25 protein-coding genes and 4 pseudogenes are annotated in these 21,650 nt (G+C 71.6%); 19 read left to right on the top strand and 10 right to left on the bottom strand.

The window, feature by feature from the left end; translation table 11 throughout:
* Positions 1 to 7 precede the first annotated feature (7 nt).
* From FVS66_RS36380 to FVS66_RS31740, 5 genes and pseudogenes are all read left to right on the top strand, one after another.
* A complete protein-coding gene (locus FVS66_RS36380; RefSeq protein WP_262387317.1) occupies positions 8 to 130 on the top strand; it encodes a hypothetical protein in 123 nt (40 codons plus the stop codon).
* A gap of 119 nt (positions 131 to 249) precedes the next feature.
* Complete coding sequence (locus tag FVS66_RS36375; RefSeq protein ID WP_262387316.1) at positions 250 to 459, top strand: fumarylacetoacetate hydrolase family protein; 210 nt, start codon at positions 250 to 252, stop codon at positions 457 to 459.
* Positions 456 to 784, top strand: a pseudogene (locus FVS66_RS36370) (fumarylacetoacetate hydrolase family protein). The gene FVS66_RS36375 and the pseudogene FVS66_RS36370 overlap by 4 nt, the downstream one beginning before the upstream one ends.
* Positions 785 to 891: 107 nt before the next feature.
* Positions 892 to 1,266: pseudogene (locus tag FVS66_RS31745) on the top strand (hypothetical protein); the annotation flags it as partial.
* A gap of 208 nt (positions 1,267 to 1,474) precedes the next feature.
* Positions 1,475 to 2,347 (top strand): fused MFS/spermidine synthase, encoded by an 873-nt coding sequence (locus tag FVS66_RS31740; RefSeq protein ID WP_262387313.1) that lies wholly within the window; start codon positions 1,475 to 1,477, stop codon positions 2,345 to 2,347.
* A gap of 5 nt (positions 2,348 to 2,352) precedes the next feature.
* Here FVS66_RS31740 and FVS66_RS31735 read toward each other — a convergent pair whose 3' ends face one another.
* Positions 2,353 to 2,928, bottom strand: coding sequence for a hypothetical protein (locus FVS66_RS31735; RefSeq protein WP_149184708.1), 576 nt, complete (start codon positions 2,926 to 2,928; stop codon positions 2,353 to 2,355).
* A gap of 69 nt (positions 2,929 to 2,997) precedes the next feature.
* On the opposite strand from FVS66_RS31735, the gene FVS66_RS31730 reads away from it, so the two are divergent.
* The 5 genes from FVS66_RS31730 to FVS66_RS31710 all read left to right on the top strand — a co-directional run bounded on the left by FVS66_RS31730 (position 2,998) and on the right by FVS66_RS31710 (position 8,727).
* Positions 2,998 to 3,690, top strand: a complete 693-nt coding sequence (locus FVS66_RS31730; RefSeq protein WP_187645781.1) for a response regulator transcription factor — start codon at positions 2,998 to 3,000, stop codon at positions 3,688 to 3,690.
* On the top strand, positions 3,687 to 5,084 hold the full coding sequence (locus FVS66_RS31725) for a HAMP domain-containing sensor histidine kinase (RefSeq protein WP_149184706.1): 1,398 nt from the start codon (positions 3,687 to 3,689) through the stop codon (positions 5,082 to 5,084). The genes FVS66_RS31730 and FVS66_RS31725 overlap by 4 nt, the downstream gene beginning before the upstream one ends.
* Positions 5,085 to 5,229: 145 nt before the next feature.
* A complete protein-coding gene (locus FVS66_RS31720) occupies positions 5,230 to 6,735 on the top strand; it encodes a cellulose binding domain-containing protein (RefSeq protein WP_149184705.1) in 1,506 nt (501 codons plus the stop codon).
* Positions 6,736 to 7,166: 431 nt separating this feature from the next.
* Positions 7,167 to 8,195 (top strand): LacI family DNA-binding transcriptional regulator, encoded by a 1,029-nt coding sequence (locus FVS66_RS31715; protein WP_149184704.1) that lies wholly within the window; start codon positions 7,167 to 7,169, stop codon positions 8,193 to 8,195.
* A 235-nt stretch (positions 8,196 to 8,430) separates the two neighbouring features.
* Positions 8,431 to 8,727: a DUF3303 family protein gene (locus tag FVS66_RS31710; RefSeq protein WP_149184703.1), complete on the top strand. Its 297-nt coding sequence runs from the start codon at positions 8,431 to 8,433 to the stop codon at positions 8,725 to 8,727.
* Between the two features lie 203 nt (positions 8,728 to 8,930).
* Here FVS66_RS31710 and FVS66_RS31705 read toward each other — a convergent pair whose 3' ends face one another.
* Together FVS66_RS31705 and FVS66_RS31700 are read right to left on the bottom strand one after the other, a co-directional pair.
* Positions 8,931 to 9,323, bottom strand: a complete 393-nt coding sequence (locus FVS66_RS31705; RefSeq protein WP_399226701.1) for a VOC family protein — start codon at positions 9,321 to 9,323, stop codon at positions 8,931 to 8,933.
* Between the two features lie 377 nt (positions 9,324 to 9,700).
* On the bottom strand, positions 9,701 to 10,603 hold the full coding sequence (locus tag FVS66_RS31700; RefSeq protein WP_149184702.1) for an NAD(P)-binding domain-containing protein: 903 nt from the start codon (positions 10,601 to 10,603) through the stop codon (positions 9,701 to 9,703).
* 136 nt (positions 10,604 to 10,739) lie between these two features.
* On the opposite strand from FVS66_RS31700, the gene FVS66_RS31695 reads away from it, so the two are divergent.
* The gene (locus FVS66_RS31695) at positions 10,740 to 11,105 is read left to right on the top strand and encodes a helix-turn-helix domain-containing protein (protein WP_149184701.1); all 366 of its coding nucleotides are present in this window, start codon (positions 10,740 to 10,742) and stop codon (positions 11,103 to 11,105) included.
* Between the two features lie 10 nt (positions 11,106 to 11,115).
* Here the strand turns inward: FVS66_RS31695 and FVS66_RS31690 are convergent, their stop codons facing one another.
* Positions 11,116 to 11,598, bottom strand: a complete 483-nt coding sequence (locus FVS66_RS31690; protein ID WP_149184700.1) for a hypothetical protein — start codon at positions 11,596 to 11,598, stop codon at positions 11,116 to 11,118.
* 334 nt (positions 11,599 to 11,932) lie between these two features.
* Here FVS66_RS31690 and FVS66_RS31685 point away from each other — a divergent pair.
* Positions 11,933 to 12,500 (top strand): annotated as a pseudogene (locus tag FVS66_RS31685) (flavoprotein).
* A gap of 137 nt (positions 12,501 to 12,637) precedes the next feature.
* A complete protein-coding gene (locus FVS66_RS31680) occupies positions 12,638 to 12,868 on the top strand; it encodes a helix-turn-helix transcriptional regulator (protein WP_149184699.1) in 231 nt (76 codons plus the stop codon).
* Between the two features lie 52 nt (positions 12,869 to 12,920).
* Here the strand turns inward: FVS66_RS31680 and FVS66_RS31675 are convergent, their stop codons facing one another.
* Positions 12,921 to 13,109 carry a hypothetical protein gene (locus tag FVS66_RS31675; protein WP_149184698.1) on the bottom strand — a complete coding sequence of 63 codons (189 nt, stop codon included), beginning with the start codon at positions 13,107 to 13,109 and terminating at the stop codon, positions 12,921 to 12,923.
* Positions 13,106 to 13,267 carry a DUF397 domain-containing protein gene (locus tag FVS66_RS31670; RefSeq protein ID WP_149184697.1) on the bottom strand — a complete coding sequence of 54 codons (162 nt, stop codon included), beginning with the start codon at positions 13,265 to 13,267 and terminating at the stop codon, positions 13,106 to 13,108. The genes FVS66_RS31675 and FVS66_RS31670 overlap by 4 nt, the downstream gene beginning before the upstream one ends.
* Before the next feature lie 36 nt (positions 13,268 to 13,303).
* Between FVS66_RS31670 and FVS66_RS31665 the strand changes: the two are divergent.
* Positions 13,304 to 14,191 (top strand): annotated as a pseudogene (locus FVS66_RS31665) (transcriptional regulator); the annotation flags it as partial.
* Here FVS66_RS31665 and FVS66_RS31660 read toward each other — a convergent pair.
* The 4 genes from FVS66_RS31660 to FVS66_RS31645 all read right to left on the bottom strand — a co-directional run bounded on the left by FVS66_RS31660 (position 14,172) and on the right by FVS66_RS31645 (position 18,878).
* Entirely contained in the window at positions 14,172 to 14,834 is a 663-nt protein-coding gene (locus tag FVS66_RS31660; protein WP_149184696.1) for an HAD family hydrolase, read from the bottom strand. The pseudogene FVS66_RS31665 and the gene FVS66_RS31660 overlap by 20 nt on opposite strands.
* A 537-nt stretch (positions 14,835 to 15,371) precedes the next feature.
* Positions 15,372 to 16,838: a catalase gene (locus tag FVS66_RS31655; RefSeq protein WP_149184695.1), complete on the bottom strand. Its 1,467-nt coding sequence runs from the start codon at positions 16,836 to 16,838 to the stop codon at positions 15,372 to 15,374.
* A gap of 233 nt (positions 16,839 to 17,071) precedes the next feature.
* Positions 17,072 to 17,986, bottom strand: a complete 915-nt coding sequence (locus FVS66_RS31650) for a 2-hydroxy-3-oxopropionate reductase (protein ID WP_149184694.1) — start codon at positions 17,984 to 17,986, stop codon at positions 17,072 to 17,074.
* 34 nt (positions 17,987 to 18,020) lie between these two features.
* Positions 18,021 to 18,878 (bottom strand): TIM barrel protein, encoded by an 858-nt coding sequence (locus FVS66_RS31645; RefSeq protein ID WP_149184693.1) that lies wholly within the window; start codon positions 18,876 to 18,878, stop codon positions 18,021 to 18,023.
* Positions 18,879 to 19,007: 129 nt separating this feature from the next.
* Here FVS66_RS31645 and FVS66_RS31640 point away from each other — a divergent pair, with 129 nt between their 5' ends.
* The 5 genes from FVS66_RS31640 to pucL all read left to right on the top strand — a co-directional run bounded on the left by FVS66_RS31640 (position 19,008) and on the right by pucL (position 21,615).
* Positions 19,008 to 19,262, top strand: coding sequence for a hypothetical protein (locus FVS66_RS31640; protein WP_149184692.1), 255 nt, complete (start codon positions 19,008 to 19,010; stop codon positions 19,260 to 19,262).
* A 53-nt stretch (positions 19,263 to 19,315) separates the two neighbouring features.
* Complete coding sequence (locus tag FVS66_RS31635) at positions 19,316 to 19,636, top strand: helix-turn-helix domain-containing protein (protein ID WP_399226736.1); 321 nt, start codon at positions 19,316 to 19,318, stop codon at positions 19,634 to 19,636.
* Positions 19,637 to 19,781: 145 nt separating this feature from the next.
* Entirely contained in the window at positions 19,782 to 20,297 is a 516-nt protein-coding gene (uraD, locus tag FVS66_RS31630) for a 2-oxo-4-hydroxy-4-carboxy-5-ureidoimidazoline decarboxylase (protein ID WP_149184690.1), read from the top strand.
* A complete protein-coding gene (gene uraH / locus FVS66_RS31625) occupies positions 20,294 to 20,683 on the top strand; it encodes a hydroxyisourate hydrolase (protein ID WP_149184689.1) in 390 nt (129 codons plus the stop codon). Before uraD ends, uraH begins: the two co-directional genes overlap by 4 nt.
* Positions 20,684 to 20,691: 8 nt before the next feature.
* The gene (gene pucL / locus FVS66_RS31620) at positions 20,692 to 21,615 is read left to right on the top strand and encodes a factor-independent urate hydroxylase (RefSeq protein ID WP_149184688.1); all 924 of its coding nucleotides are present in this window, start codon (positions 20,692 to 20,694) and stop codon (positions 21,613 to 21,615) included.
* Positions 21,616 to 21,650 lie beyond the last annotated feature (35 nt).

Genomic DNA, 21,650 nt, shown 5'->3' with positions numbered 1-21,650 from the left:
TGCGTGCATGAAGCTGACGGATAAATCGCAGCGGCTGGCAAGGTTCGAGTGGCTGGGTGAGGTCCTTCACGGGCGCCTCATAGCCACCGGCGGCAATGATGCCCTGGAGGCGCTGACGCCGATCCGCTGAGAGGCGCGGCGGAGTCCACAGGCCGCCGCGTCCCCCTCGCTGACGTACGTCTGCTCGCCCCGATCACGCCCAGGAAGATCATCGCGGTCGGCCGGAACTACGCTGACCACATCACCGAGTTGAGCCTCGACACGCCAGCCGCGCCCCGGCTCTTCTTCAAGCCGCCGTCCGCGGTGATCGGCCCCGGCGAGCCGATTCGCTACCCGGCCCAGTCACGCGAGGTGCACTACGAGGTCGAGCTCGCCGTCGTCATCGGCCGCACGGCTCGCGACATCCTCGCCGAGCAGGTACTGGACTACGTCTTCGGCACACCTGCGCCAACGACGTGACCGCCCGCGAGATCCAGCGGGAGGACCGACAGCCGTCCTGGACGAAGGCGTTCGACACCTTCTGTCTGCTCGACCCGTGGATCACCACCGACCTCGACCGGACGAAGTTGGACGTGCGGTGCGAGGTCAACGGAACCGAGCGGCAGTCGGCCGGACGGACACGATGCTGCATTCGGTCGCCTCTCTGCTGGCGTCCATCACGGCGGCGGTCACCCTGGAGCCGGGCGATGTGCTCCTGACCGGCACGCCCGCAGGGGTGGGCACGGTCGTTCCGGGCGATGAGGTGGCGGTGCACATCTCCGGCATGGGTTCGGCCATCAGCTAACTCCAGCGGGTACTTTCTCGGGGCAGGCATCGCCTGGGCTCCTCTCATGGGTCCCAACTGACCTGCTGTCACCTTTCCCCGCATCTAGGGGGAACCTCAGGCCGATCGCCGAGTCCGGCAGCATGGCCGTCCCGTACGACGAGCGGAGGAGCTGGTCAGTCGGCTGATCAACGACTTCGGGCCGACTATGACGAACCCCTCCCGGGCACGCGAGCGGGCGGCGATGCCGTTCGTGCACTTGGAGCGCGCGCTGTGGGAGCTGCGGGACCGGGACGGCCAGCACATCCTCTTCGACCTCGGCGTCCTCGGGCTCCTCCCCGACCTGCGGATCCAGGTCTCCCAGCTGTACGTGGGCCGAGGTCGTGCGGGACAGGCCATCGACTCTCTCCATGGGCAGTCCGTCGCGATGCCCCCGGCCCGGTCGGCCCGCCATTGACCCGAAGTTCGTCCTCTGGCACGGTCGGCAGGTCTTCAAGCGACCCGGTGGCAGGCCGCGTAGGTCAGCGGCTGCGTCGGCGCAGCAGAGGCACCGGGGTCGCGGACGCACTCTCGTTCGGCACGATGTGCCCCAGGGCCGCGATCTGCCGCTCCAGCGCCCTGACCCCTGGCTTTGGCCCTCGGCCCCTTCCTCCTCCTCCGCCCGCCCCGGTCCCGGACCGCGGCCCGCGTCGCGGCGTCGATAATGGTGCCGTGGCGAGGAACAGACAGCGGCGCGGCCGGGCGGCGGCCTCCGAGACGGTCAGCGAGACCGTCGACGGCGGGCTCGCCGAGCTCGTACCCGACCGGGAGCGGCCCAGGGCGTGGACGCTGCTCATCGACGGGGCCCCGCAGTCGCATGTCGACCTCGACGACCCCGCCCACCTGGAATTCGCCTACCAGCGGCGCCTCGGGCACGTCATCGACCTCGCCGCGCAGCCCGGGCGGCCCCTGCACGCCGTGCACCTCGGCGGCGGGGCCTTCACGCTCGCCCGCTACCTGGCCGCGACCCGCCCCCGCTCCACGCAGCAGATCGTCGAGATCGACGCACCGCTCGTCCAGTTCGTCCGCCGTGCTCTGCCCCTCGACCCCGCCGCGCGGATACGGGTACGCGGCGGCGACGCGCGCGCGGGGCTCGGCAAGCTCCCGGACGGCTGGGCGGACCTGGTCGTCGCGGACGTCTTCAGCGGTGCCCGCACCCCGGCCCACCTCACCAGCACGGAGTTCCTCACCGAGGTACGGCGGGTGCTGAAGCCCGGCGGGCACTACGCCGCGAACATCGCCGACGGGCCGCCGCTGGCCCATCTGCGCGGCCAGATCGCCACCGCGGCCGCCGTCTTCCCCGAACTGGCGCTCGCCGCCGACCCGGTCGTGCTGCGCGGCCGCCGCTTCGGCAACGCCGTCCTCGTCGCCTCCGACACCCCGCTGCCCGTCACCGAGCTGGCCCGCCGTGTCGCGACCGACCCGCACCCGGGCAGGGTGGAACACGGGCGTGCCCTCGCCGACTTCACGGGCGGTGCGGCCGCGGTGACCGACGCCGGCTCCAAGGCGTCGCCGGAACCGCCCCCTTCGGCGTTCCGCCGGTAAGGGCACTAGGTACGGCGGTCGTCGATCTCCACGCGGGGTGCCGTGTCGTGCCAGACGCAGAACACCGAGATCTCCCGGTCGTCCCGGGTGAAGGTGACCCGGATCCAGGTGTCCTGCTTCCACACCTGCATCTGCCAGCCGGACGCCGGGGTCGCCGACACCAGTTCGGCCGAGGTGTCGCCCATGTCGAAAACGACCCGGCCGCCGTCGACGACGTAACTCTTCACGGACCCGGTGGACGTGCCCGCGGCGGACGGTACGGGCGACGGCGGGGGCGTCGCCGTGCGGCTCCGGTCCGCCGGGCCCGACGGCGCGGTCGGCCGCGGGGCGGTCGAGGAGGCGGCCGGAGGACGGGTCGACGGGGAGGTGCTCGGGCGCGGGCGCTGCGTCGACGACGCCTGCGGCTCGGGCCGCGGCGCCGCCGGGCTGTCGCCGGTCGCCGTGAGCGGCACGGCGCTCGGCCGGTCGTACACCGTGCCGGACATCACCGTGTGCACGCCCCACCACGAGAGGGTGACCGCCGCGCCTGTGGCGAGCGACCACGCCAAGGCGTGAACGAGTCCTCTTCGCATCCGGGCCATAGTGCACCACGCGCCCACGGCGTCAACATCGGTCCCCCTCATTCCGCCTTATGGCGTACGGTGCCGCCCATGGCAAGTGTGCTCGTGGTCGAGGACGACCAGTTCGTGCGCTCCGCCCTCATCCGGCACCTGACCGAGGCGTCCCACACGGTACGGAGCGTCGGCACGGCACTGGAGGCGCTGCGCGAGGTGGCCCATCTCCGCTTCGACGTGGTCGTCCTGGACCTCGGTCTGCCCGATCTGGACGGGGCGGAGGCGCTGAAGATGCTGCGCGGCATCACCGACGTACCGGTGATCATCGCGACCGCCCGGGACGACGAGGCGGAGATCGTACGGCTCCTCAACGACGGGGCCGACGACTACCTCACCAAGCCGTTCTCGGTGGAGCACCTGTCCGCGCGGATGGCCGCGGTGCTGCGCCGCGCGCGCGGCGGCGGTGCCGGGGAGGAGGCGCCGAGCACGGTCATCCGGGTCGGCGGCCTCGCCATCGACCCGCTGCGCCGCCAGGCCGAACTCGACGGCCGACGGCTCGACCTGACGCGCCGTGAGTTCGACCTGCTGGCCTTCCTCGCCGGGCGGCCGGGTGTCGTCGTACCGCGCCGGGAACTGCTCGCCGAGGTGTGGCGGCAGGCGTACGGCGACGACCAGACCATCGATGTGCATCTGTCGTGGCTGCGCCGGAAGCTGGGCGAGACCGCGGCGAGCCCGCGGTACCTCCACACCCTCAGAGGCGTCGGCGTGAAGCTGGAGCCGCCGCAGTGAGATGGGCACTGGTCAAGGTGGCGCTGGCCGTCACGGCGATGGTCGTCGTGGCCTTCGCCGTACCACTCGGCCTGGTCATCAAGGAGCTGGCCCGCGACCGGGCCTTCGGCAACGCCGAGCGGCAGGCCGCCGCGATCGGCCCCACCCTGTCCATCACCACCGACCGGGCCGCCCTCGACCGGGCCGTCGCCTCTACGCAGGCCGGCGCTGACGGGCGCATGGCGGTGCACATCCCGGCGCCGCCGGACCAGCCGGGCGCCCCTGACATGGAGATCGGCACGGGCCGGGCCGCGGAGAAGGACCTGGCGACCGTACGCCGCGTGCCGCGCGCCTCGACCACCGACGTGGACGGCGGTTCCGTACTGCTCCAGCCGACCGCGCTCGGCACCGGCCAGATCGCCATCGTCGAGGTCTTCGTCCCGGAGGGCGAGCTCACCAACGGCCTGGCCACCGCGTGGCTCGTCCTCACGGGCGTGGGCGTCGCCCTGATCGTGGGCTCCGTCGCGGTCGCCGACCGGCTCGGCGTACGCATGGTGCTGCCCGCCCAGCGCCTGGCGCGCGCGGCGCACGACCTGGGCGAGGGCAGGCTCGGCGCGCGTGTGCCGGAGGACGGGCCCGCCGAGCTGAAGTCCGCGGCCGTCGCCTTCAACTCGATGGCCGACCAGGTCGTCCAACTCCTCGCCAACGAGCGGGAGCTGGCCGCCGACCTCTCCCACCGTCTGCGTACGCCACTGACGGTCCTGCGCCTGAACGCCGCGTCGCTCGGCGAGGGCCCGGCCGCCGACCAGACCCGGGCCGCCGTGGAGCAGCTGGAGCGGGAGATCGACACCATCATCCGTACGGCCCGCGAGGCCAAGCCGCAGACCCAGGCGGCCGGGCCCGGCAGCGGCTGCGACGTCTCCGAGGTCGTACGGGACCGGATGGCGTTCTGGTCGGCGCTCGCCGAGGACGAGGGCCGCAAGGTACGGCTGGCCGGTGTCGACCGGCCCGTACGCATCCCGGTGGCCAGGCCGGAACTGGCGGCCGCGCTGGACGCGCTGCTCGGCAACGTCTTCCGGCACACCCCGGAGGGCACGGCGTTCTCGGTCGACGTCCACAACGGCGACGACGCGGTGATCGTCCTCGTCTCGGACGCAGGGCAGGGCATCGCCGACCCGGATGCGGCGCTCGCCCGCGGCAACAGCGGGGCGCGCGACGGGTCGACGGGCCTCGGCCTGGACATCGTCCGCCGCGTCGCCGAGTCCACCGGCGGCGACGTACGCATCGGCCACTCCGTCCTGGGCGGCACGGAGGTCCGTATCTGGCTCGCTCTGGACGGCCGGCGCCTCGGCGGCCGGGGTGTCGGCCGCCGAGGCCACCGGGTGGGCCGCCGGAGGACCAGGGCGGCGGCCTAGCGCCCCTTAACCCTTGCCGATGCGTTCCTTAAGCGGACCCTAAGATCCTCAACCAGCGTCCCGAAGTGGGTATTTGTCCGATTCGGGGTCGCTAGCGTGCTGCCACGTATCCACCCCCCACCCCCGTACACGAGGCAGGCACGCGATGGGCACAGTCACGCACCGGCGCAGGACGAGCGGCAGGGCGAAGGTGATCGGGGCACTGGTGGCGGCCGCGGTGGCCGGAGGCGCCGCGTTCGCCTTCACCGGTACCGCGCAGGCCGCCGCTGTGAGTGCGGCGTACACCAGGACCAGCGCCTGGGACGGCGGCTACACAGGCCAGTACGTCATCACCAACACCACCGGCACGGCCCGGTCCGGCTGGACCCTGGAGTTCGACCTGCCCGCCGGCACGCGGGTCAACTCCCTCTGGAACGGCGACCACACGGTCGACGGGCAGCACGTCACCGTCAAGCCCGCCAGTTGGAACCGGGAACTCGCACCGGGCGCCTCCGTCACCGTCGGGTTCGTGACGGGCGCGAGCGGCGGCACGGCCGGCGACCCGGCGGGCTGCCTCATCAACGAGGTCAGGTGCTCCGCCGACGAAGGCCCGACGCCACAGCCCAGCGGCCGCCCCACCGAGCAGCCGATCCCGACCCCGGCCCCGACTCCGACCGGCACGCCGACGCCGACGGCCACCCCGACCGCCGCTCCAGTCCCGAGCGCGACGACCGCCCCCACGCCCACGCCGAGTACGACCCCGACCGGCGGCCCGGCGCGCGGCGCGCGGTTCGCGCCGTACGTCGACACCTCCCTCCACCCCGCCTACGACCTGCTCGACACCGCCGCCCGGACGGGCGTGAAGGAGTTCAACCTCGCGTTCATCACCGCCGGCGGAGGCTGTGACCCCCGCTGGGGCGGTGTCACCGACCTGGCGAGCGACCGGGTCGCCGCGCAGATCGGCGCCCTGCGCGCCAAGGGCGGTGACGTACGGGTGTCGTTCGGCGGGGCCGCCGGGCGCGAGCTGGGTCTCAACTGCGCGACCGCCGCCGAGCTGGCCGCCGCCTACGGCAAGGTCATCGACCGGTACGAGCTGACCAAGGTCGACTTCGACATCGAGGGCGCGGCCCTGCCGGACCGCACCGCGAACACCCGCCGCGCGCAGGCCATCGCCCAGCTCCAGAAGGCGCATCCGGACCTGAACGTGTCCTTCACGCTGCCCGTCATGCCGGAGGGGCTCACACAGCCGGGCGTGGACCTGCTCGCCGACGCCAGGACGAACGGCGTACGCATCGACGCGGTCAACATCATGGCGATGGACTACGGCCCGGCGTACAGCGGCGACATGGGCCAGTACGCGATCGAGGCGGCGACGGCGACACAGGCGCAGCTGAAGGGAGTGCTCGGGCTGTCCGACGCGGCCGCGTGGAAGACCGTCGCGGTCACCCCGATGATCGGCGTCAACGACGTCACGACGGAGATCTTCAAGGTCGACGACGCGACGCAGCTCGTCGACTTCGCGAAGTCGAAGGGTATCGGCTGGCTGTCGATGTGGTCCTCGACCCGTGACAAGCAGTGCGCCGCGGGGGCCGTGAACCACGCCGACGCGACGTGCAGTTCGATCCTTCAGCAGCCGCTGGCCTTCACGAAGGCGTTCGCCGCCTACAAGTAGTACGAGGAACACGAGGAACAGGGCGAGCAGCCGTACGAGCAGGCAGTACGAGCAGGCAGTACGAGCAGCCACAGCCCCGGGGCAGGCCCCGCCCCGGGCACCCCCCCACACCGCGCGCGCTCCGGCCGTCACCCCACCCCGGCCGGAGCGCGCGCCCTCGCGTGCCTTCACGCCCCCGGCACGTCCGGAAGCACGCCGGTCCGTGCGAGCCTGCCGTACCAGCGGGCGCTCGCCTTCGGGGTGCGCTCCTGCGTGTGATGGGAGCGCTCCCACCACCCAGGGTCAGGAACTGGCCATCCCGCTGAGGCCGGGGAGCGCAGCAGGCTCTAGTTTGGGCTGCGGCAGAAGCTTCGCGGCCCCGGGCAGCGGCTTCGCGGCCACCGGCTCCGCGGTGGGCCGGCGCGCTGAGTACGGACGGGAGACGTGACGCGATGGCGGTGAACGGACGGCAGACGGGCAGGCCCACGCTTGAGGAGGTCGCGGCCCGTGCGGGCGTCGGCCGGGGCACGGTCTCCCGCGTGATCAACGGTTCGCCGCGGGTGAGCGACCGCGCCAAGGCCGCCGTCGCGCGGGCCATCGCCGAGCTGGGTTACGTACCGAACCGCGCCGCCCGCGCGCTCGCGGGAGCCCGTACGGACGCGGTGGCACTGGTGATCCCGGAGACGGAGGCCAGGCTGTTCGCGGAGCCGTACTTCCTGGACATCATCCGAGGCGTCAGCGCCGAACTCGCGGACGCCGACAAGCAGCTCCTGCTCACCCTGATCCGCTCCAGCAAGGAGCGCCGGCGCTTCGAGCAGTACCTCGCCGCCCAGCGCGTCGACGGCGTCCTCCTGGTCTCCGTCCACGCGGACGACCCGCTGCCGGACGTGGTCCAGGAGCTGGGCATCCCCGCGGTCCTCAACGGCCGCCGCTCGGAGGCGGAGCCGGTGGCGTACGTGGACTCCGACAACGTCGGCGCGGGCCGCTCGGCGGTCGGCCACCTGGCGGTCCGGGGGCGTCGCCGGATCGCGACCATCACGGGCCCGCTCGACATGTACGTGGCCCGGTGCCGCCTCGACGGCTACCGCCAGGGCCTCACGGCGGCGGGCCTGGTGGCGGACGAGGACCTGGTCGCCTCGGCCGACTTCACCGAGGAGGGCGGCCGCCGCGCCATGCGTGACCTCCTGGAGCGCTGCCCCGACCTGGACGCGGTGTTCGCGGCGTCGGACGTCATGGCGGCGGGCGCCCGCGTGGCCCTGCGGGAGGCGGGCCGCCGGGTCCCGGACGACGTCGCCCTGATCGGCGTCGACGACTCGGCGGTGGCCCGACACATGGACCCGCCGCTCACGAGCGTCCGCCAGCCGATCGAGGAGATGGGCCGCGTGATGGCCCGGGTGCTCCTCCAGGAGATCGCGGGTACGGAGGAGGAGCCGCGCCAACTGGTGCTGCCGACAGCCCTGGTGATCCGCGAGTCGTCGTAGCGGCGGGCGCGGCGCGCCAAGGTCGCGGAAGACCTGGGTCCGGGACGTCGGCATCGGCCCCGGCGTGCGCCGCGCTGCCGGACGCCGGAAGCGGAGGGACCTCGGTCTGCGCCCTCCTGTGCGCCATATGCACCACGATGGTGGACCCCGGATGGCGGGGCGGGGGCGGGCATCGGACAGTGGGTGAGCAGGGCACCTGTCGAACCTGTCGAACCCCACCCGGAGGAGTACGCCGATGCGCATGATGCTGCGCGCCACGATGGAAACCGAGAAGTCCAGCCAGCTGATCAAGAGCGGCCGTATGCCCGAGGTCCTGAAGGCGATGCTGGACCAGCTCAAGCCGGAAGCGGCCTACTTCACGCCGGACAAGGGACGCCGGAGCTGCGTGATCGTCTTCGACATGGACGACCCCGCGCAGCTTCCTGTGATCACCGAGCCGTTGTTCGATCAGGCGGGCGCGGAGGTCACCGTGCAGCCGTGCATGAACCTTGAGGACCTCCAGCGCGGCCTGGGCGCCCTCGGCAACCAGTGAAACGGCCCGGACTGCTGGGGCGGGCCGTGAAGGTGCCGGCCGCGGCCACTCCTTGACGGCCGCGGCCGGCACCGTCGTGTCGTGTCGTGTCGTGGCGTTGCGGACGGCGAGCCTGTCCTCTGTCATCCGGCCCCGTCAGGCCCACTCGGTGCGCGTTCCCCGCTCGCACCTCCCTGTGCCGGCCGCCACGCGCGCGACACGCCTTATGCGGGGCGGGCGTACGGCCGGGTCATGATCTCCATGTTGTGGCCGTCGGGGTCGTCGAAGTAGGCGCCCCGGCCGCCGAAGAGCCGGTTGATCCGGTGCGGCTCGGAGTGGTTCGGGTCGGCGTAGTACGTGACATCCGCCGCCTTCAGACGGTCGATCATCGTGTCGAACTCCTCGTCCGGCACCAGGAACGCGTAGTGCTGCGGGGCCACCGGGGCGCCGTCCGGGCTCTCGTAGAAGTCGAGCGTCACGCCGTTCCCGGTATCCACCGGTATGAACGGCCCGAACGGGGCCCCGACCTCCAGCCCGAGGATCCCGGCGAGGAACCGGGCGGAGGCCCGCTTGTCGGAGGCGAACACGGCGGTGTGGTTGAGGTCTGCTGTCATCATGGTCCTTCACGTCGATGAGCGCGGCACGTACGCACGGACGCGCGCGTACAAGGCGCGGCGATGAAGTGCGGAAGAAGAAGAGAAGAAGAAAGAAGAGGAAGCGGAGGAATACCGCGCGCGACGCGCGCGACCACACCAAGGGCGGCCCTCTGGCCCGCCCCGCCCTCACGACGAGGCCGGGAACCTCACTCGCTCATGGCCCATGGCCGACCCGGCAGTCACGTCTTCGACCGTACCGCGGCACAGGGGCCGTCACCACATCATTTCGGTCAGCCTCCGCTGACCCTGCTGACCCCGCTGACCCCGCTGACCACCGCCTGCCGCCCGACGGTCCGGCGGCGACGCACCGGGCGGGCGACGGACCCGGTGCGGCCCCCTCAGCGGCCGTCGGTGCCGAGGAGTTCGACAGCGCCCGCGAGGTCCTCATCGCCGTGGCCGGCGGCGAGGCGGCGCTGCAGCAGGTCCAGGTACGGGGTCAGCAGCTCCGTGCTGGTGCCCTGCTCGCGTGCGGTGCGCAGCAGCGTGGCGCCGCCGGCGACCTGCATGGCGAGGTTGGAGACGACGTCCTTGGCGTAGTCGCCGCTCGCGATCTGCTCGGCGGTCTTGTGAGCCATGGGCGCCATGGCGGTGAGCCACGGCACCAGCAGCTCCGCCAGGTCCCCGGGGGCGATGTCCTCGCGGTGTATGAGCGCGAAGGCGTGCAGGACTCCGCCGAGCATGCCGTACAGGGCGCTCAGCAGGGCCACGTCGTGGAGCGCGGCGAAGCCCGGGTCCTCGCCGACGTAGGTCGTGGCGGCCGGGACTGCCAGAGTGCCCCGGTGCTCTTCGAAGAGCGCGGCCGAGCCGCTGTAGAAGACGTACGCGCCGGACTCCGGGACGCCGATCATCGGCGGCACCGCCATGATCCCCGCGTCCAGGAACCGGGCGCCCCCGGCCTCCGCCCAGGCGGCCCTGGCCCGGCCCTCGGCGGGCGTGCCGGTGGTCAGGTTCACCAGGTCGCGGCCGGTCAGGTCGGCGCCGTCGAGGGCTTCGCCGAGCGAGGCGTCGTCGAGCAGGCAGGCGACGACGAGCCGGTTCGCCGCCACCGCCTCGGCGGCGCTGCCGGCGACCCTCGCGCCCTCGGCCGCGAGTGCGGCGGTCCGGGCGGGGGTGCGGTTCCAGACGGTCACCGGGTGGCCGGCGGCCAGCCATGCGCGGCCGAGGGCGGTACCCATGTCGCCGGTGCCGAGCAGTGTCAGAGCGGGGCGGGGGGAGGCTGCGGAAGAAGGTGTGTCAGTCATGCCGTCTAGGCTGGTCCGAGGCGCGCGCACGCTCAAGTACCCACTTTGAAGTGGGTGGTTCCCTCAAGGGAAGCGTGCAGGTGGCAGCCGGACTGCAGCCGGGCAGGAACGGCAGAACGGCAGGAGGAGGGACGGAATGGCGACGATGCGGCGGCCGGAGCCGTACACATGCGGTGTCGACGCGGCGATGGATGTGATCGCGGGGAAGTGGAAGATCCTCATCCTCTGGGAGCTGCACACGCGGCCCTGCCGCTTCGGCGAGTTGCGCCGCCGCCTCCCGGGCGTGACGGAGAAGGTGCTCGCCTCGCACCTGAGGGAGATGGAGGCCGACGGTATCGTGCACCGCGAGGTGTACGACGAGGTGCCGCCCCGCGTCGAGTACTCGCTGACCCCGCGCGGGCTTGCCCTCAACACGGCGCTGGAGCCGCTGAACGCGTGGGGCGAGGAACACGTCCTCGCCGAGTCGGCGGCCGGGGCGACGCCCAGGGAGTCCGTTGCTTGACCGGCAGTCGTCACGGGCGCGCCGCGGGTCGCCGCCTGCGGTGGTACGCGACGGTCACGGCGATCAGCAGCAGCGGCCAAGCGAGCAGCGGCGCATAGCAGAGATGGAACACCACATCCTGTGCGGGTGACCCGACACTGAGGTCCCCGAATCCGGCGTACACGGCGTAACCGGACCACCCGAACCCCGCCAACAGCCCCGCGGCCCCCAACAGCGCGACCGCTACGGCGCCACGCGCCGGCACCCGCCACCCACCCGGCAACGGCACGACCTCACCCCACCCCCGCACGAGCCCCAACGTCAACAGCGCCAGCCCCTCGACGACGGCACTGAGCACCACGGCGTACGCGACATCCACCCCGTCCTCCGCCAACGGCACTCCAAGCCCCAACGCGACCCGCCACACCCCGGAGGGCAGGGTCACCAACGGCACCGCATGCGCGGCGAAGACAGCCCACCGCGGCACATTCGGAAGAGCACGCATCTTCAACATGCGCCCATACTGTCCGCGCGCCCGCGCCGACCGCGTCGCCGCAAGGGACGTATCCGACCCGGCCTCCTCCGCCACACGGCGGAGCCCCGCCTACGCCCGAAGCAGGGCTCGCCCCCCCGGTGCTTCACGAGGGAACCGTCATCAACTTGCCCCCCGCTTCGTCGTCTTCCCGGTACCGGAAGCAGGATGACGGCCCGGGAAGCCCGTCTGATACCGGCCTTCGTTCCTGACGCATCATCTGGAACAACACTCGCGAGCCGGATGGGCGTTGGAGCGTGAACCGCCCCTGAGGCCAGCCCGGTTCAGGGGCGGTTCCATGTGGTCAGATTGGGCTATGACGAGGACCCTCTACCTGTTCTGTTCCGCCGCCCCGCCCGTGTTCGACGTCGCCGGCGTCATCGAGGAAGCGCAGGCCCGTGGCTGGGACGTCTGCCTCGGCCTGACGCCGACGGCCGCCCACTGGCTGGAGCCCAGCCTGGACGGGCTGGCCGTGCTCACAGGGCGTCCCGTCCGGTACGACTACAGGCGGCCCGGCGAGCCGGACGGACTCGGACGTGTGGCCGCGGGCCGACGCGGTCCTCTTTGCGCCGACGACCTTCAACTCGGTCAACGCGTGGGCGCTCGGGTTGACCGGGACGTTCGTGGTGGGGGTTGTGGCGGAGGGGATCGGTACGGGTGTCCCGCTCGTGGCGGTGCCGTGCGTGAACGCGGCCTATGCGCAGCATCCGGCGTTCGACAGCTCCGTGGAGATCCTCCGGGACGCTGGCGTGACGGTGCTGTACGGGGAGGGCGGGTTCGTCCCGAACCAGCCGGGCCAGGGGCGCCCGCAGGAGTACCTGTGGGGCCTGGCCCTTGATGCTGTCGAGGAGGCGTGGAGTCGGCGGGAGGGCGCCGTCGGTTGACGCAGGGCATCACGAAGGCGCCCCCGCCCCCGGAGGTGGGACGGGGCGCCGGGATGCCCTCACGCTCCGGGTAGTCGTACGAGCCCGTCTACCCCTGCACGCAAACGATCAAGAACCATCGAGCGTGGACACGCGCCATGCTCCACCCCACCGCCCGACTGGTCCTCGACCGACGACGAGCTTTCGGCAACCAGATCCGGGCAGCGCGGCTCCACGCCAATCTCACCCAGCAGGGCATCAGCGAGCGCACCGGCATCGACCGATCGGTCATCATCTCCATCGGCACGGCTACAGCGCCCCACCATCCGACACCCTCGTCCTCATCGCCGACGCGATCGGTGTCCCCCCCCGCTGACCTCGTACGGTGAGGCCCCGGCCGGGCGCGGGGGTGGCGCCGGCCGGGGCGGTCAGCGGCGAGGGTCAGGTGGTCCCGGGCACGGCGGTGAGCTGTCCCTTCCGGGTGGCTCCTCCGCAGTCCTCGCACGACACGATCACCGCGCGCTCGTGGATGAGCGCGACGGTGTTGCGGCCTCGGCATTCACGGCACGGAGTCCTGTTCAACCGCTGCTGCACATACGCGAACGCCGCGCTGACCTGGTCGGCGTTCACGCGGACGCGGTGACGCCGGCCTGCTCCATCTCCGCGTCGGTGGCGCGGAGATGGTCGAACTCGCCGGCTGCGGCGCCGTCGAGGAACTTCGTGAACTCTGCCCGGGTGAAGTACAGCACGGGGCTGTTCTCGTCCTTGTCGTCGGACAGCGCGACCATGCGCGTGCCGTCCGGGACGTGCGGGTGCGGGTGGCGGCCGTCACAGTCTCACACCGCCGTCTGTACTGGTCCGTGGCCCCCGCCACCCTCCACCCCGCCGTCACCGCCCATGCCTCCCTCGGCTGGGCGCTGCTACCCGAGACCGCTGGCGCCACCCGCCAGGCCATCGCCGACGCCCTCGCCGAGACCTGCCTCCTCGCCGGCCGCGTCGAGTTCTTCGACCTGCGCGAGCCGGGCCAGGCCGGGGACACATACGTGCGTGCGCTCCAGGCCGCAGGCGAGGCTGACGACCCGCTGCTCGGCGCGGCAGTCCTCGCGCACTCCGCGTTCGTTCCAGGGTGGGCGGGCGACCGTGAGGCGGCTGCTGAGCGGATGCGGGCAGCCCGCGCCTACGCCCGGCGCGGCCCGGCGTCGGCTGACTTGCTGGCGTGGCTGGACGCGGTGGAGGCGGAGTGCGAGACCCGCTGTGGCAACACCCGCACGGCTCTGCACCTGATCGGGCACGCCGAGGACATCCTCACGGCGGGCTCCAGCCACACGAGTCCGGCGTGGCTGGACTGGTTCAGCCCGGTCCGCCTGGCCGCGTTCAAGGGCAATGTGCAGCTGCGCGCAGGGCACCTGCCGCAGGCGCGCGAGACGCTGCTCAGCGTCCTGAGCGACCTGCCGACCGAGGCCGACAAGCAGCGCACGGTCATCCTGGGCGACCTGGCTGCTGTCGAAGCGACGGCGGGGGAGCCGGACCGCGCGTGCGAATACGCGGTCCGGGCCCTCGATCAGCTCGATACGACGTGGTACGCCACCGGCATGGAACGAGTGCGGGAGGTGCGGCGGGCGCTGGCGCCGTGGCAGCACGAGCCATGCGTCCGTGACCTCGACGAGCGGCTGTACGGGTGGGGAACGACGCTCAGCGCCCTGGCTCGTTGAAGTCGGCGATCAGGCCTGGCAGTTCTGCGAGGCTCTCGACTCGGAAGGTCGGGAGCTTCACCGCCTCCTCGGTGTTCCACTGGATCGTCGCCCACGGGCCGCGGTGCACAAGCGCGGACTCCATCCCAGCCGCGGCCGCCGGCCGCAGGTCGTTGTCGACGCGGTCCCCGACGTAGAGGATCTCCGAGCTGTCGAACGGAACGACCTCGGCGACCCGGTGGAAGAACTCGGGGTCAGGCTTGCTGGCGCCCCAGTCGTCCGACGTGCCGATCAGGTCGACGTTCTTGATGAACAGCTCGCGCAGGAGCCTGCCAGCCCGCACGGTTTGGTTCCCGGCGATGCCGAGCCACAGGCCGTCGGCGCGGAGCTGCGCCAGGGCCGGGCGGACGTCCGGGTACAGGTCATCCTCGCCGAACCACTCCGGATGCCCGGCGGCGGCGCGCTTCTCGCGCTCGGCGTACAGGTCGAACCCTGGCCGGAACTCCTGAAACGTCTCGCGGTAGTCGCGGCCCTGGGCGATGACGGCGCCGAACATCGCGGCGAACGTGTGGCGCGGTACGCCGAGCCAGTCCGCCCACGTGCCGTACTCGCGGGTCTCGTCTACGAGGCACTCACAGACGTCGAACACCACAGCACGAATCATGGTCGGCAGCCTAGACGCGGCCCCGAACATGACGAAAGCGCCCCCTGTCGTCGCCCGTGCGCAGGGAGAACAGGGGGCGTCGTCGTGCAGGTCGGTGTCCGCAGCCTGGTACAGGGTGATCACGAGCGCGGCCACCGGCATCGCCACCGACGGCACACCCGCCGGCCCCGCCACCGGGCCAGGGCCTGCGCGACGGTGCGAACGGCGCGCTCGGCGGCGGCCGACTCGGCGCTCCGCGCTCGCGCCGCACAGATGAAACCGTCCGACGGCGCGAGGCTGGCGCGACAGGACGTTCGCGCCGCCGGACGGGGGCGGTGGGGAGGTGGGTTCGGGACCGCGGCGGTGCCGGCGGGGCGGGCGGGTGGCCTTCCTTCAGGTCAAGAAGACGCCCGCACACCCCTCGCCACCGCACTGGCGCGTACACCGCCGCGGCCCTCACCCTGTCCGTACCCGCGGCCACCCCTCATCCGGGCCACCGGACGGACGGCGTACGGCGGACGACCTCCCGTCGGCCGCCGTACGCCGCATGCGGGGCGGTCAGTCCTCGCGCAGGGCGCGGACCGCCTCCTCCACGCGCTTGCCGTAGTCCGGGTCGGCGGCGTGGAAGTGGGCGAGGTTCTTCTCGATGACGTCCTCGCGGGAGACCTGGGACAGGCCGCCCGCGATGTTCGCGACGAGCCGGCTCTTCTCGTCCTCCGACATCAGCCGGTACAGCTCACCGGCCTGGAAGAAGTCGTCGTCCTTGACGTGGGCCGGGGCCGCGTGGGTGCCGGTGTGGCCGGAGACCGCGAGAGCGGCGGACAGTGCCTGGTCCGTCTGGGACGGACCGGCGTACGAGTTGGGCTCGTAGTTCTTGTCGTGGCGCGAGCCGTTGCGGGTGGCCATGAAGCCGTCCCGGCCGTAGTTGTCGGCGGCGCCCCCGGGAACGGCCTTCGGGGCGTTCACCGGCAGCTGGGTGTGGTTGACACCGAGGCGGTAGCGGTGGGCGTCCGCGTAGGCGAAGAGGCGGCCCTGGAGCATCTTGTCCGGGGAAGGGCCGATGCCGGGCACGAAGTTGTTCGGGGAGAACGCGGCCTGCTCGACCTCGGCGAAGACGTTGTCCGGGTTGCGGTCGAGGACCAGCCGGCCGACCCGCCGCAGCGGGTGGTCGGCGTGCGGCCACACCTTGGTCAGGTCGAACGGGTTGAAGCGGTACTCCGCGGCCTGGGCCGCCGGCATGATCTGGACGTACAGCGTCCAGGACGGGTTCACACCGCGCTCGATGGCCTGGAGCAGGTCGGTCTGGTGCGAGTTGGCGTCCGTGCCGACGACCTCCGCGGCCTGCTCGGAGGAGAGGCAGCGGACGCCCTGGTTCGTCTTGAAGTGGTACTTGACGAAGAACGCCTCGCCCTGGGCGTTCGTCCACTGGTACGTGTGCGAGCCGTAGCCGTTCATGTGGCGGTACGACGCGGGGATGCCGCGGTCGCCCATCAGCCAGGTGATCTGGTGCGTGGCCTCGGGGGCGTGCGCCCAGAAGTCCCAGACGTTGTCCGGCTCCTGCCTGCCCGTGAACGGGTCGCGCTTCTGCGAGTGGATGAAGTCGGGGAACTTGACCGGGTCCTTGATGAAGAACACCGGGGTGTTGTTGCCGACGAGGTCGTAGTTGCCCTCCTCGGTGTAGAACTTCACCGCGAAACCGCGCGGGTCGCGGACGGCGTCCGCGCCGCCCAGCGAGTCGGCGACCGTAGAGAAGCGCAGGAACAGCTCGGTGCGCTTGCCGACCTCGGACAGGAAGTCCGCCTCCGTGTACGCGGTGACGTCGTCGGTCACCTCGAAGTGGCCGTAGGCGCCGGAGCCACGGGCGTGCACCACACGCTCCGGGATGCGCTCCCGGTTGAAGCGGGCGAGCTTCTCGATCAGGTGCTGGTCCTGCAGCAGGATCGGGCCACCGACACCGGCGGTGGCGGAGTTCTGGTTGTCGGCGACCGGGGCGCCGGACTCGGTCGTAAGCACGCGCTGGGCCATGTTGTCGGGTCGACCTTCCGTACAGGGGCTGCTGGCGGTCTCAGGAGCGTAGGTACGCTCCGAAGGTAGCGTCAACAGTTTGTTGAAATTGGAGGAGAGGGTTCCGGACGGCGCCGGCGCCTGGGCGCGACAGGACAGGTGTCAGCGCCGACGCCGCCGGAAGTCTGGCCCGGCCCGGGGCCGTGTCAGGGGCGGAGCGCCGGGTCGGGAGTCATGGGGTTACGGCCGCGCCGTCAGAGCCGGCCGCCGGAGAGCCGCTCGACGGCGCGCAGCAGGGCCGAGTGGTCAAGGCCGCCGTCGCCCTGGGCGCGCAGCGAGGCGACCAGCTGGGCGACCACGGCGCCGACCGGGAGGGCCGCACCGACGTTGCGGGCGGCGTCGGTGACGATGCCCATGTCCTTGTGGTGCAGGTCGATCCGGAAGCCCGGGGCGAAGTCGCGGTCGAGGAAGTTGTCCTTCTTGCGGGTCAGCACGGTCGAGCCGGCCAGGCCGCCGTTGAGGACGTCGAGCGCGGCCTTCAGGTCCACGCCGGACTTCTCCAGGAAGACCACGGCCTCGGCACATGCCTGGATGTTGACGGCGACGATCAGCTGGTTGGCGGCCTTCACCGTCTGGCCGGAGCCGTGCGGGCCGCACAGGACGATGGTCCTGCCCAGCGCCTCGAAGATCGGCTTCGCGGTGTCGAAGTCGGCCCGGTCGCCGCCCACCATGATGGACAGCACGGCCTCGACGGCGCCGGCCTCACCGCCGGACACCGGGGCGTCGAGCACCCGGATGCCCTTGGCGGCGGCGGCCTTCGCCAGGGCGACCGAGGTCTGCGGGGTGATCGACGACATGTCGATCAGCAGCGCACCCTCCTTGGCGTTCTCCAGGATGCCGTCGGGGCCGTACGCGATGGCCTCGACCTGCGGGGACGCCGGGACCATCGTGATGACGACGTCGGCGTCGCGCACCGCGTCGGCGATCGACGCGGCGGCGGTGCCGCCCGCCTCGGCGAGCCGGTCCAGCTTCTCCTGCTCCAGCGTGAAGCCGGTGACGGGGTAGCCGGCCTTCAGCAGGTTCTCGGACATGGGGGAGCCCATGATGCCGAGACCGATCCAGGCGATCGCCGGGCGGGCGGTCCGGGAGGAAGCGGCGAGCGTGCTCATGCGGGTACCTCTCTCAGAACTCTCGTACGTAAGGTCAGTCGGCCGCGCGCAGCGGCTGCGGCAGCCAGTCGAAGCCGTCCGCGCTCGGGCGGTCGCCGGCCTTATACTCCAGGCCGACCCAGCCGTCGTAGCCGCGCCCGCGCAGGCGGGTCAGCAGCCCGGAGAGGTCGAGCTCGCCGGTGCCCGGCGCGCCGCGGCCCGGGTTGTCGGCGATCTGGACATGGCCGGTCTTCGCGGCGTACGCGTCGATCACCGCTTCCAGGTCCTCGCCGTTCATCGACAGGTGGTAGAGGTCCAGCAGGAACCTGGCGTTGCCGAGCCCCGTGGCCGCGTTGACCTTGTCGACGACCTCGACCGCGGCCGGGGCGCTCACCAGCGGGTAGCGCGGCGACTCCGGCTGGTTGAGGGCCTCGATCAGCAGGGTCGCGCCGATCCGGTCGGCGGCGCGGGCCGCCAGGACCAGGTTCTCCAGGGCGAGTTCGTCCTGGGCGGCCGGGTCGGCGCCGTCCACGCGGTTGCCGTACAGCGCGTTGAGCGCCTTGCAGCCGACCGAGGCGGCGAAGCCGGCAGCCACCTCGATGTTGGCGCGGAAGCGGTCCGACTCCTCACCGGGTACGGAGAGGGCGCCGCGGTCCGGGCCGGGCAGCTGCCCGGCGTAGAAGTTCAGCCCCACCAGCCGTGTGCCGGCGTCGTCCAGCGCCTTCTTCAGGGCGTCGAGCTCGCTCTGCGGCGGCGTGGGCGTCTCGATCCAGGGCCACCACAGCTCCACCGCGGTGAAGCCCGCCGCGGCGGCCGCCGCGGGGCGCTCCAGGAGCGGGAGCTCGGTGAAGAGGATCGACAGGTTCACATCGAAGCGCTGGGCCTTGCCTGCGTCTTCTGAAAAGCGGGCCATGAGGGGCGGCGCTCCTCCCGTATGGCGGAAGTTAATTTCTGCGTGATGGAAGAGTGCAAGTGGAGCGGGGTCCTTGTCAAGGGCCACCCGAGAGGTGGACGCCCCCGGCCGCGGCGTTACGGTGAGGTCATGGAGCGATTGAGGGTCGAGTTCACGACCGAACCGTTCGACCTCGACGAGGCGCCGGCCCACGCCGTCGTCGCCCGCGAGGTCATCCAGGGCGCCGAGCTGGACGCCGTCGACGTCGGCCCCTTCGGCAATACGGCGGAAGGCCGTGCCGAAGCCGTGCTCACCGCGGTGGACGCCCTGCTGCGCCGCTCCCTGGAGGCCGGGGCGACCCGGGTCTCGCTCCAGGTGAACGTCGTCGGGAAGGACGAGAAGTGAGCGCATCCGGCGACCACCCGCTGATCACCGCGGTGAAGCCGCTCGTCGACGCCATGGGCGGACGGGTGCTTCCGCCCGGGCAGGCGGGCCCCGACGACGTGGTGCTCGCCTGGGAGGGCGAGGACGTCCTCGCCGTACGGCTGCCGCAGCTCGCCGACTCCCTGGAGCACATTCTGGCCGCTCTGGAGCGGCGGCACGGCATGCCGCTCGCCGAGCTGGACCGCAAGAGCAAGCAGGAGGTCGTCCGCGGCCTCGAGGCGCGCGGCGCCTTCTCCGTACGGCACGGCGTGGAGACGGTGGCCGGTGCGCTCGGCGTCAGCCGGTTCACCGTGTACAACTACCTGAACAGGGAGAATGCCGCCAAGGGCAAGTAGAACCGAGGTCGTCGCCCGGGTGTCCGGGCGGCGGCTTTCATGTCACACAGATTTTTCAACAAAGTGTTGACGGGGTGCCGTCGCAGGGCGTTAGCTGTCCGCAGCCCGTCAGACGCACAGCGAGAAACAGCCACGGAGGCTCCCCGTGACTTCGAGTACCTCGACACCGGGCCTCACCCGGTTCAACACCTCCGCGGACGGCGACGCGCTAGCCGCGCTGCACGAGGTGTGCGCCAGCTCGGCATGGGGCGGCACACTGCTCGCCCGGCGCCCGTACGCCACGGCCGACGACCTCCTCCGCGCCGGCGAGGCCGCCATGGCGGAGCTGACCGCCGAGGACCTGGCCGAGGCGATGGCCGGACACGCGCCGATCGGCCGCCCGAAGGCCGGGGACCCCACGTCCGCCCGCGAACAGCGCGGGATGGCCGGCGCCTCCGAGCAGCTGAAGGCCGACATGCTCGAACTGAACCTGGCGTACCAGGAGAAGTTCGGCCACGTCTTCCTCATCTGCGCCACCGGCCTTACCGGCGAGCAGATGCGCGACGCGGTCCGCGAGCGGATCGAGAACACGCCCGAGCAGGAGCGGGAGATCGTCCGCACCGAACTGGGCAAGATCAACCGGATCCGCCTGACCCGCCTAGTGGAGGAAGATCCCGCATGAGTACGCACACCACCGCGTCGGTGTCCACACACATCCTGGACACCAGTGCCGGCCGCCCCGCCGAGGGCGTCGCCATCTCCCTCGCGGCCCGCGCCGGCCGCGACGCGGAGTGGGCGGCTCTCGGCGGCTCCGCGACCGACGCGGACGGGCGGTGCAAGGACCTTCCGGCCCTGCCGGAAGGTACGACCCATGTACGCCTCGACTTCGAGACCGAGGCGTACTTCGTCAAGAAGCAAGCCGAGGCACAGCAGGACGCCCCCGCGACACGGGACAGCGGCGTGTTCTTCCCCGAGGTGGCGATCACCTTCGCCGTCGTACCGGGCGAGCACTACCACGTACCGCTGCTGCTCAACCCGTTCGGCTACTCCGTTTACCGAGGGAGCTAGCAGCCACCATGCCCACGATTCTCGGCCAGAACCAGTACGGGAAGTCGGAGAACCGCGTCGTAAAGATCACGCGGGACGGCGCGACCCACCACATCAAGGACCTGAACGTCTCGGTCGCCCTCTCCGGTGACATGGACGACGTCCACTACTCCGGCTCGAACGCCAACGTCCTCCCCACGGACACCACCAAGAACACGGTGTACGCGTTCGCCAAGGAGTACGGCATCGAGTCCGCCGAGCAGTTCGGCATCCACCTCGCCCGGCACTTCGTGACCAGCCAGGAGCCCATCCACCAGGCGCGCATCCGGATCGAGGAGTACGCCTGGGAGCGCATCGCCACGTCCGACGCCAACTCGAAGTTCATCGGCTCCGACGAGGTCAGGCACTCCTTCGTCCGCCAGGGCCAGGAGACCCGCGTCACCGAGATCACCTACGACGGTGAGCACTGGCAGGTCATCTCGGGTCTGAAGGACCTCGTCGTCATGAACTCCACCAACTCGGAGTTCTGGGGGTACGTGAAGGACAAGTACACGACCCTCCAGGAGGCGTACGACCGCATCCTCGCGACGCAGGTCTCCGGCCGCTGGCGGTTCAACTGGACCGACGACGACCAGCGCATGCCCAACTGGGAGAAGTCCTACGCGCAGGTCAAGAAGCACATGCTCCAGGCCTTCGCCGAGACGTACTCGCTGTCGCTGCAGCAGACGCTGTACCAGATGGGCTCGCGGATCATCAACAACCGCTCGGAGATCGACGAAGTACGCTTCAGCCTCCCGAACAAGCACCACTTCCTCGTGGACCTGGAGCCGTTCGGGCTCAAGAACGACAACGAGGTGTACTTCGCGGCGGACCGCCCGTACGGCCTGATCGAGGCCACCATCCTGCGGGACGGCGCGGACGCGCGTATCCCGGTCGACATGACCAACCTCTGACCCGGTCGGCCGTCCGCCCCGCCTCGGCGGGTCGG

Origin of the sequence: Streptomyces sp. TRM49041, from assembly GCF_008271805.1 — a bacterium.
Lineage (GTDB): Bacteria > Actinomycetota > Actinomycetes > Streptomycetales > Streptomycetaceae > Streptomyces.
This window is presented reverse-complemented; position numbering and strand designations above follow the sequence as displayed.